The 757-nt window shown below is 61.2% G+C and carries 1 protein-coding gene; it reads left to right on the top strand.

Annotation, left to right across the window (positions count from 1 at the left end):
- Nucleotides 1-22: 22 nt before the first annotated feature.
- On the top strand, nucleotides 23-757 hold a 735-nt coding region (locus tag AC07FD_RS39500), incomplete at its 3' end, for an IS5 family transposase (RefSeq protein ID WP_478354210.1).

The following is a 757-nucleotide window of genomic DNA, read 5'->3' as shown; positions in this document are numbered from 1 at the left end:
CAATAATCGGTTTGTCGCAGCCATGCCTTTCAAACACAATGCCACCCGCCGCCATCGCATCGACAAGATGACATTCAAGGTGACGAACTGGCCGGAATATGAGGCTGGGCTTCGGCGGCGTGGCAGCTTGACCCTGTGGATGACACCGCAAGCTCTGTCCCATTGGCAAGCGCCGAAACGCAAGACCCGTGGCGGCCAGCCTCGCTATTCCGATCTGGCGATCGAAACCGCCTTGACGTTGGGCTTGGTGTTCGGGCTACGTCTGCGCCAGACGGAAGGATTACTGGGATCACTGCTCCAATTGATGGGACTGGATCTCGCCGTCCCGGACCATACGACACTCAGCCGTCGGGCACGGATATGGCAATCGCCGAACAGGCGGCACGATCCCCTGGTTCGATCGGACGGACCGGTGCATGTTCTGGTCGACAGCACCGGCCTTCAGGTTTACGGCGCTGGTCAGTGGCTGGAGGAGAAGCATGGCGCCAGATCCCGTCGTGGGTGGCGCAAGCTCCATCTGGCTCTGGATGCCGACAGCGGCGAGATCATCGCTCATAAGATGACCGACCAGGACACGGGCGATGCCTCGCAGGTGAACCCGTTGCTCGACCAGATCGGTTTTCCGATCGAACGGTTCACCGCCGATGGCGCCTATGACGGAAAGCCGACCTACGACGCGATCATCAACCACAGCGCCGATGCCGTGATCGTCATTCCGCCGCGGGCCAACGCGGTCGAACTGGCCTGCGATCGACCT

It is taken from the genome of Mesorhizobium waitakense (assembly GCF_056431085.1).
The sequence above is the reverse complement of the archived record's forward strand: the minus strand, read 5'-3'. Positions and strand labels throughout refer to the sequence as shown.